This window comes from Desulfovibrio sp., from assembly GCF_019422935.1.
Classification (GTDB): domain Bacteria; phylum Desulfobacterota; class Desulfovibrionia; order Desulfovibrionales; family Desulfovibrionaceae; genus Desulfovibrio.
On record NZ_JAHZCJ010000006.1, the window covers coordinates 211,693 to 219,464 of the forward strand.

The following is a 7,772-nucleotide window of genomic DNA, read 5'->3' on the forward strand; positions in this document are numbered from 1 at the left end:
CATGCGTATATTGCAACTTTCAGACACGCACCTGCGGGGCGACCACAGCCTGTCTTTCAGGGTGGTAGATACCCGGCGTTGCCTGGACGAAGCCGTGGCTCACGTGAAAAGCCTGACGCAACAGCCGGATCTTATTATCATCACAGGCGATCTTGCCGACAGCGGAGACCTTAACGCATATCACATCCTGCACGACGAACTCTCCCCCATTGGGGTGCCCGTGTACGCCGTGCCCGGCAACCACGACAGGCGCGACCGCCTGCGCGAGGTGATGCCCCACTGGTGCCCGGCCAAGGAAGATATTGCGCCCTACCTCTGCTATACGGTGGAAGAGGAAAACCTGCGGCTGATCATGATGGACAGCATGAGCCCCGGCTCCCATTCCGGCCACTTCCCCGCCGAAACAGGCGACTGGCTGGAGCGTGAACTGGCAAAGCGCCCGGATACGCCAACCATGTTCTTTATGCACCACCCGCCGTTTGTTACGGGCATGGGTGCCATGGACGAACCTTTTGAAAATATGGAGCGTTTCGCAGCAATTGTTGAGCGCAACCCGCAGATGCGGCTGAGTTTCGGCCACATGCACCGCCCCATCGTCACCGAGTGGCATGGGCGGATCGCCATGACGGCGCCTGCGGTTTCCATGCAGATAGACCTTGATCTCTCCCCCGAGGGCGGAGACACCTTCCGTATGGAGACGCCGGGTTATCTGCTCCACCACTTTGACAACGGCGTGTGGAATTCCCACATCTGCCAGATTGCAGTGCAGGCTACGTTTGCCGGGCCGTATCCCTTTGCTGGCTCGGTGAATCCTACCCAATAGTGTTTCCCGACATGAAACACCCGCGCAAGCGGGCCGGGGCTGCCGACATCGGGTTGGCAGCCCCGGCACCCTCTTGAAATCAAGCCGTCATACCTGCATCCCCCTCCTTATTTTCTGCCCTGCTTCTGCCAAATCCGCTTATTTTGAACTAGCTTTCCGCATTTGCGTACAGGCTTCAGCCTCTAGCCTCCACTTGCTATCCAAGCATCCACTCCAGTTCACATTGCCCGCGCCAAGTTGATAAAAAACTGCGCGCAGCAGATATTGACATCACTATCCGACCGGTCTAATTTTTAGCCATGAAAGAAAGCGCACGAGAAAAAATCATTGCTGTAGGTGTTGAAATAGTCGCTGTTTCCGGCTTCAACGCCACAGGCATAGACGCCATACTCAAGGCGGCGGGCGTGCCGAAAGGCTCGTTCTACCACCATTTTGGCACCAAGGAAAATTTCGGCATCGAGGTCATCAACCTCTTTGCTGAAAACTATACAAAAAAATTGCACGGCTACCTTGATGCCGAAACGATGCCCCCGCTCCAGCGCATCCGTAGGTATCTGGAAGAAAGCATTGAACGTACAGTGCAGGACAACTTCAGCAAGGGTTGCCTCATCGGGAATCTGGGACAGGAGCTAGCCGCCCAGAGCGAACGGTTCAGATGCCGATTGGAAGAAGTCTTCCACGACTGGCTTGGACTTTTTGCCAAGTGCCTGCACGAAGCACAGGCGGCTGGCGAACTGAATCCGGGGCTTGACGCCCAATCGCTTGCAGGCTTTCTTCTCTCTGGTTGGGAGGGAGCCATCTTGCGGGCAAAGGTCATGCGCTCGCCCGAGCCGCTGAAACAATTTGTGAATGTGCTGTTCACAAGGGTTTTAACAGCAAAGTAATTTTACGCCGCAACAAAAAAACGGCAGGCTCAAAGTCAGCCAGAATCTGCGGCATTCCAACCAACACCGCACATATAACAGCGAGCATTCTTATGAACGCGCAGAAAAAAATACTCATGGTTACGACCAGCGCCGATGCCCTGACCAACGGCAGAAAAACAGGCGTGTGGCTTGAAGAAATCGCGGTTCCCTATCTTGCGCTGGCAAAGGCAGGCCTCTCCATAACCGTTGCCAGCCCCAAGGGCGGCGCGGTGCCAGTTGATCCCCACAGCCTTGATGATGCCTCTGTTGCCAAATGGCCCGACATCATTGAACTGCTGAAAAATTCTGCGCCTCTCAAGGAGATTCAGGCCGAAGGCTTTGACGCCATCTTTCTGCCTGGCGGGCACGGCACCATGATGGATTTTGCCACCGATGCCGAACTGAAACGCCTGCTCAACGATTTTGCCAAAGCAGACAAGATAATTGCGGCTGTGTGCCACGGCCCGGCCGGGCTGGTAGGTGCCAAAAAGTCTGACGGCTCCCCCCTTGTGGCGGGCAAAACCATAACGGCCTTTACCGATGATGAAGAAATTGCCATGCAGCTGGAAAAGGCAGTTCCTTTTATGCTCGAAACAACGTTGCGCAGCGAAGGCGCGAACTTTGTGGTCGGCCCCATGTGGGCGCCGCATGTGGAAGTGGACGGCAAGCTTATAACCGGGCAAAACCCGGCGTCCAGCGAACCCATTGCCCAGGCGGTTCTTGAACGCCTGCGGTAAGTTATCTCGTACAAAAGCATCAACGCCCGGTTCCCCATTGCTCAGGGGAACCGGGCGTTTGTCGTTGATTTTGGTCTGGCTTCGACAGCAAGTGCGGAAGCCAGGCCAAAAGTTATTTCACGTAGTGGATGCGCTCTGCATTAAACCTGTCCTGCTGCGTTTTTTGCTCCGCAGGATAGCCTATGGGGAAAATGGCAAAGGCCCTCTGCCCTGCTGCCACAGGCAGAATTTTTTCCACCTTTTCCATTCGGTCTTCGTCAGGGGCAACACCAAGCCATACGCCGCCCAGCCCCAGCGAATCCACCGCCAGCCAAAGGTTTTGCATAGCTATGGCAAGATCAATCTGCGCATATTGGGGGAAACGGCAGCCCTCTTGCCGATAGGCAGCCACAATGGCCAGGGGGGCATTTGCGGCGCACCCGGCATAAGGGCTGACCTGAGCAAGCGCGTGCAGCTTTTCCCTGGATGTCACCACATAAAAATCCCACGGCTGCTGATTGCCCGCAGAGGGTGCGGCCATGGCGGCACGCAAAATCTGCTCGACCTTGTCACTTTCAACGGCGCGGTCTTCAAACTTGCGCACGCTGACCCTGTGGAAAATTTCCTTCATGGGAACCCCCTTGGTTATTGTGCTGCCAAATTCAACTTATTGCAGAATGTACGCGCTGACAATTTCGCCATAATAGGCGATGTGCGCATCCCGGTTTGCTCCAACTGCGGAGCCGTCAACATCCTGAGGGTAAAACTTTGACTGGTATTCGGTGATCAGGCTGGGGAGATCCTGCTTCTGCTTGTACACGATCTTGCACTCAAGGGTGAGGGGCAGCTCCTTAATGGCGGGCACAGAAACAAGCTCTGAATCCACCAGAGTCAGGCCTGCTTCAGAAATCTTGTCCAGGTTGCGTCCGCATTTGGAGCCGCAAATGCCGAGAATTTTTTTGCTGTATTCGCCAAAAGGCACGTTGACGGTGAACTCGGGATTTTTATCCAGCAATTCGCGTGTAAAGCGGTGCTCGCGCACATAGGCCACAAATACCGGGCTGGACCAGTCAATGCCAAGGGTTCCCCAGCCAATGGTCATGCTGTTTACCCGGCCATCCGCTTTTGAAGTAAGCAATATGCCCTTGGGCAGAGCTTCAAGAATATTTTTGGCGTATTCGGCAACGATGATCTTTTTCCTTTCCATAGTTCTATCCTCTTTTAGGGTGATATATTGGGGCCTTAAAAGCCCTTTGGCTGATTTTTGGGGGCAGCCTGAACGGGCTTGGGGGCATGGATGATTCTCGCGCATAGGGCTTGCAATCACTTGCAAGAAATTTGGCTGCTTCCCAAGTCGCAAGGCGATTATTAGACCGGTCGTATAATAAGTCAAGCAGATTTATTTGTATGGGCCGCGCGGGGCATATCCGGCAGCATAACCATCAGCCCAGATTATGATTTTGGAGAATAAGGCAAATAAACAGGAGAATCGTGCTAGCGACTTCCCCTTTGGCAGGGGTATGAAAATTTCGGGATTATAGCCTGCCCGCTCTTGGCAGCCCCATGCCGCAGGCAGTATTCTCCTCATGGCAGCCCGCGCCCAAGAAAGTGGGAAACAAAAAAATTGCAACCGCTCACAAGTTGCTGCTCTTTTGGACTCCGCTCAATTGTGCAATGCAATCTTTCCGGTTCATACAGCTAAACGCAAAGGTGAATATTTATGGAAAAAGCAAAGGTGTATTTTACAGATTTTCGCACCAAGGCTTTTGGCGATGGCTTGCCCACCAAGCTGAAGAAAATGATCAAAAAGGCTGGCATCGGCCATATTGATATGAAGGGCCGCTTTGTTGCCATCAAACTGCACTTTGGGGAGCTTGGCAACATCAGCTACCTGCGCCCCAACTATGCGCGCGCCGTTGTTGACACGGTCAAGGATTTTGGCGGCAAACCTTTTTTGACCGACTGCAACACCATGTATCCCGGCAGCCGCAAAAATGCCCTGGAACATCTGGAATGCGCCTGGCAGAACGGTTTTACGCCCCTTACGGTGAATTGTCCCATCATCATTGGCGACGGACTCAAAGGCACGGACGAAGCCCTTGTACCTGTGGTGGGCGGCGAATATGTCAAGGAAGCCAAGATTGGCCGCGCCGTTATGGATGCCGATATTTTCATCAGCCTCACCCACTTTAAGGGGCATGAAATGACCGGCTTTGGCGGAGCCATCAAGAACATCGGCATGGGTTGCGGATCGCGCGCCGGTAAAACGGAGCAACACAGCAACGGCCAGGCCAATATCAACGAATCGCTGTGCGTTGGCTGCAAGGCCTGCATCAGGCAATGCGCCAATGACGCCCTGCACTACTCTGCCGAAACCAAGAAAACCACGGTCGATCACAATAATTGCGTTGGCTGTGGCCGGTGCCTGGGCGCGTGTAATTTTGACGCCATTTCTTTTGCCCATGATGCCGCCATTGAAATGCTCAACTACAAAATGGCCGAATACACCAAGGCCGTGCTGGACGGTCGCCCGCACTTTCATATTTCGCTGATTGTGGATGTTTCGCCCAACTGCGATTGCCATGGCGAAAATGACGCTCCCATTCTGCCCAATATCGGTATGTTTGCCTCATTTGATCCGCTGGCGCTTGATCAGGCCTGTGTGGATGCCTGCATGAAGGCAAAGCCCCTACCTGGCAGTCAGCTTGCGGAAAATCTTGCGAAAAAAGGATTTGTGGATCACCACGACCACTTTAAAAATTCTGGCCCTGAATCCGAGTGGCGTGCCTGCCTGGAGCATGCCGAAAAAATCGGCCTTGGCACACGCGAATATGATCTGATTGTGGTGAAGTAAGCATATTATTCCAGATGTGAAAAAGGCCGGGGCAACCCGGCCTTTCTTGCGTAATGCCGCATGAGCCAGAGGTCTTAATCGGCAAAGGGCAAAACACGGGCAAGCACTATGGCAATATAACCAGCATTAATGGAACGAACATTTAAAATTGCAAGAAATCAGTCATCCAGCGCGACCATATGGATGCGGTTTCCATGCGACTCAACAGAACGGCAAAGGTCGTCAAAAGAAATCCAGACGGTTGCCGTATTGTCATTGGGATGAACGCCAAGGCAGGGATTACCCTCAAGGGCAGTATCAAATACAAGCTCAACTTCGCAGCCCTCGTCATTGAGAATGCCAAAAGGAGTTACTTCCCCTTGGGCCAAATCCAGATACTTGGCGAGGCGCTCTTGCGAGGCAAAGCTTAGCCGGGAAGTACCCAGTTTTTGCTGCAAGACCTTCAAGGGTGCGGCTTTATCATTGGACATGGTCACGAGAAAATGCCGCTTCCCAGCGGAATCTCGCAAAAAAAGATTTTTGCAGACGTCACCTTTAAGATTAATCTTCAGGGCCTTCATTTCATCAATTGAGAAAACGGCCGGATGCTCCGTCACTGTGTACTTCACTCCAAGCCGCTTCAAGTAGTCATAGACTTTTTGTCGTTTCTCAAGATTAGACATTGCATCTCCATAGCAGCATATCAAAAAATACGTGTTCTCAGAGACTGGCATACACGTTTAAATATTGCCCATACGTCATATAGGATCATACAGAAAATTAGTTTAAATCCAAGCTGCTGCTGATGCAAGGAAGAGCATTTTCTCCTGCAGAGAACGCGTGTAGTGCGCACCGTCTGCTTTGCTTAGCACATCATACTTTTCTCATTGCTTTTCAGCACGGGATCACGCCCAATGGCGGAGTTTGGTCGCCTGAGTGGTGTGCAATTTCTGCTCATCGCAGAGTTTAAGTATTTTGCTGCCCTTCGGGCACTTGATTCCGCATCCTGTAGCGCGCTTTCACCTCAACGGCCTGGGATTTACCTCTCAGTTGAGGCGAACCTTTAGATTTTGTTGCCCTTCGGGCACTTGATTCCCATCCTGTAGCACGCTTTCACCTCAACGGCCTGGGATTCGGCTCTCGGCTGCGATGATCTATTTAATATTAGCTGCCCTTCGGGCATGGGATTCCGCCGTCCGGCGGAGTTTGGGACGCCTGTGCGGCGCGCAGCAAGGCGGGGCCGGTTATGGGGCTATGCCCCCTTCTCGGCCCCCCTTGCATCCCCCCCGAAGCACCCCGAAGAGGGACTACCAATTACCCCAGCATGGCGAGGGCAACGCGGCTGAAGCTCCGGGAGCTTCCTTCACTCGCTTCGCTCGGTCAGGCGATCTCCCTCCGCGCCGCGTAAATGCCAGATCGCGCATTTGCTTTGGATAAAGTCCGTTTTAGCCAACTACCCTGATAACAATTATACTGTTAAAACTGGCCGTTGGCTCAAGCTACCCTCACAGCAATAATTGTTGCATTGCAAAAAATCTGGCTTCGCTATGGCCATCATCACGGGCAAGACGTGTTGCTTACTCTCCTAGTCACCTCGAAGCGAAAGCCCCACGGCTAAAGAAGCCAATGGCGAGTCGTTAACATCATCTGTCTTTTGCAGTCAGTAATTAAAGAAAGGTTGCGGAGTCACTTTCAGCACATGCGGGCGAACAGTTACAATGAACAAGTGTCTCCTCATGCTGCCTGAGTCCCTAGATTGTTTGCGGACAAGACCTGAAGCAAGCCGAGAGTCGCTTTCCTCTAGTTCTAACATCCACCGGTCTTTCAACGGTCATGGTCAGGAGATTGCTGAAGCGCCATATTCCATCCTGCCTTTTGCAGGCAGTAATTAAAGAAAGGTTGCGGAGTCACATTGCATCACCTTTTGAATGCGCAGAGTTGCAATGAAATTACAAAGCACTTGGCGCAAAGGTGCCCTGCCTTTCAGCGGGAATGATGTGAAATGGTTGTGGTGCCGCCTTCTATCTTGCCTTTTGCAGGTCGTGATCAAAAGGTGGTTGTGGCGTTGCCTTCCTTAGACTCGCCGGAGCGGAGGCGGAGGCGATGTGCGGGTGTTGGTCGAATTTGCAAAATACGCATTTTGCGACCTGAAAAGGAAGCGCCGGGATTTTGAGCGCAGCGTACTCAAGTACGTGAGCATCAAAATTTCGGTGCTGACGCATTCAGGGCGTAAAAGACGGGTTTGCGTAAATGCGGCTGACAGGCTCTGGCAGAACTGCAAGCGATGAGGTTCAAGGGATTTCGGGCAGAGGGAGGCTGTGAAGCAAGAAGGAGAAGGAGGAAGAAGAAGAAGAAGAAGAAGGCCGCGCCCAAGGTGGCGTTGCGGTAAAGCGGAGGGATGTTGGCAGGCAGGAAGGCCGCGAGGAAGGAAGTATGCGAAGGGGGGATAAACGACAAAGCCCCTTGCGCTAGTAGCAGCAAGGGGCTTTGGAGCA

At 52.9% G+C, this 7,772-nt stretch carries 8 protein-coding genes; 4 read left to right on the forward strand and 4 right to left on the reverse strand.

Annotated elements, in window-relative coordinates:
* Position 1 precedes the first annotated feature (1 nt).
* The 3 genes from QZ383_RS09765 (at position 2) to QZ383_RS09775 (ending at position 2,465) form a co-directional block, all read left to right on the forward strand.
* Positions 2-823: a phosphodiesterase gene (locus QZ383_RS09765; protein WP_291445027.1), complete on the forward strand. Its 822-nt coding sequence runs from the start codon at positions 2-4 to the stop codon at positions 821-823.
* A gap of 299 nt (positions 824-1,122) precedes the next feature.
* Positions 1,123-1,707 (forward strand): TetR/AcrR family transcriptional regulator, encoded by a 585-nt coding sequence (locus tag QZ383_RS09770; protein ID WP_291445029.1) that lies wholly within the window; start codon positions 1,123-1,125, stop codon positions 1,705-1,707.
* Between the two features lie 92 nt (positions 1,708-1,799).
* On the forward strand, positions 1,800-2,465 hold the full coding sequence (locus QZ383_RS09775; RefSeq protein WP_291445031.1) for a type 1 glutamine amidotransferase domain-containing protein: 666 nt from the start codon (positions 1,800-1,802) through the stop codon (positions 2,463-2,465).
* 112 nt (positions 2,466-2,577) lie between these two features.
* On the opposite strand, the gene QZ383_RS09780 is transcribed toward QZ383_RS09775, so the two are convergent.
* Both QZ383_RS09780 and QZ383_RS09785 read right to left on the reverse strand, forming a co-directional pair.
* On the reverse strand, positions 2,578-3,075 hold the full coding sequence (locus tag QZ383_RS09780; RefSeq protein WP_291445033.1) for a nitroreductase family protein: 498 nt from the start codon (positions 3,073-3,075) through the stop codon (positions 2,578-2,580).
* A 36-nt stretch (positions 3,076-3,111) separates the two neighbouring features.
* Positions 3,112-3,651: a flavin reductase family protein gene (locus QZ383_RS09785; RefSeq protein ID WP_291445035.1), complete on the reverse strand. Its 540-nt coding sequence runs from the start codon at positions 3,649-3,651 to the stop codon at positions 3,112-3,114.
* Positions 3,652-4,164: 513 nt separating this feature from the next.
* On the opposite strand from QZ383_RS09785, the gene QZ383_RS09790 reads away from it, so the two are divergent.
* A complete protein-coding gene (locus tag QZ383_RS09790; protein WP_291445037.1) occupies positions 4,165-5,298 on the forward strand; it encodes a DUF362 domain-containing protein in 1,134 nt (377 codons plus the stop codon).
* 158 nt (positions 5,299-5,456) lie between these two features.
* Here QZ383_RS09790 and QZ383_RS09795 read toward each other — a convergent pair whose 3' ends face one another.
* Together QZ383_RS09795 and QZ383_RS09800 are read right to left on the reverse strand one after the other, a co-directional pair.
* Positions 5,457-5,960: a prolyl-tRNA synthetase associated domain-containing protein gene (locus tag QZ383_RS09795; RefSeq protein WP_291445039.1), complete on the reverse strand. Its 504-nt coding sequence runs from the start codon at positions 5,958-5,960 to the stop codon at positions 5,457-5,459.
* Positions 5,961-7,476: 1,516 nt separating this feature from the next.
* A partial coding sequence (locus QZ383_RS09800) for a hypothetical protein (RefSeq protein WP_291445041.1) occupies positions 7,477-7,772 on the reverse strand: 296 nt, incomplete at its 5' end.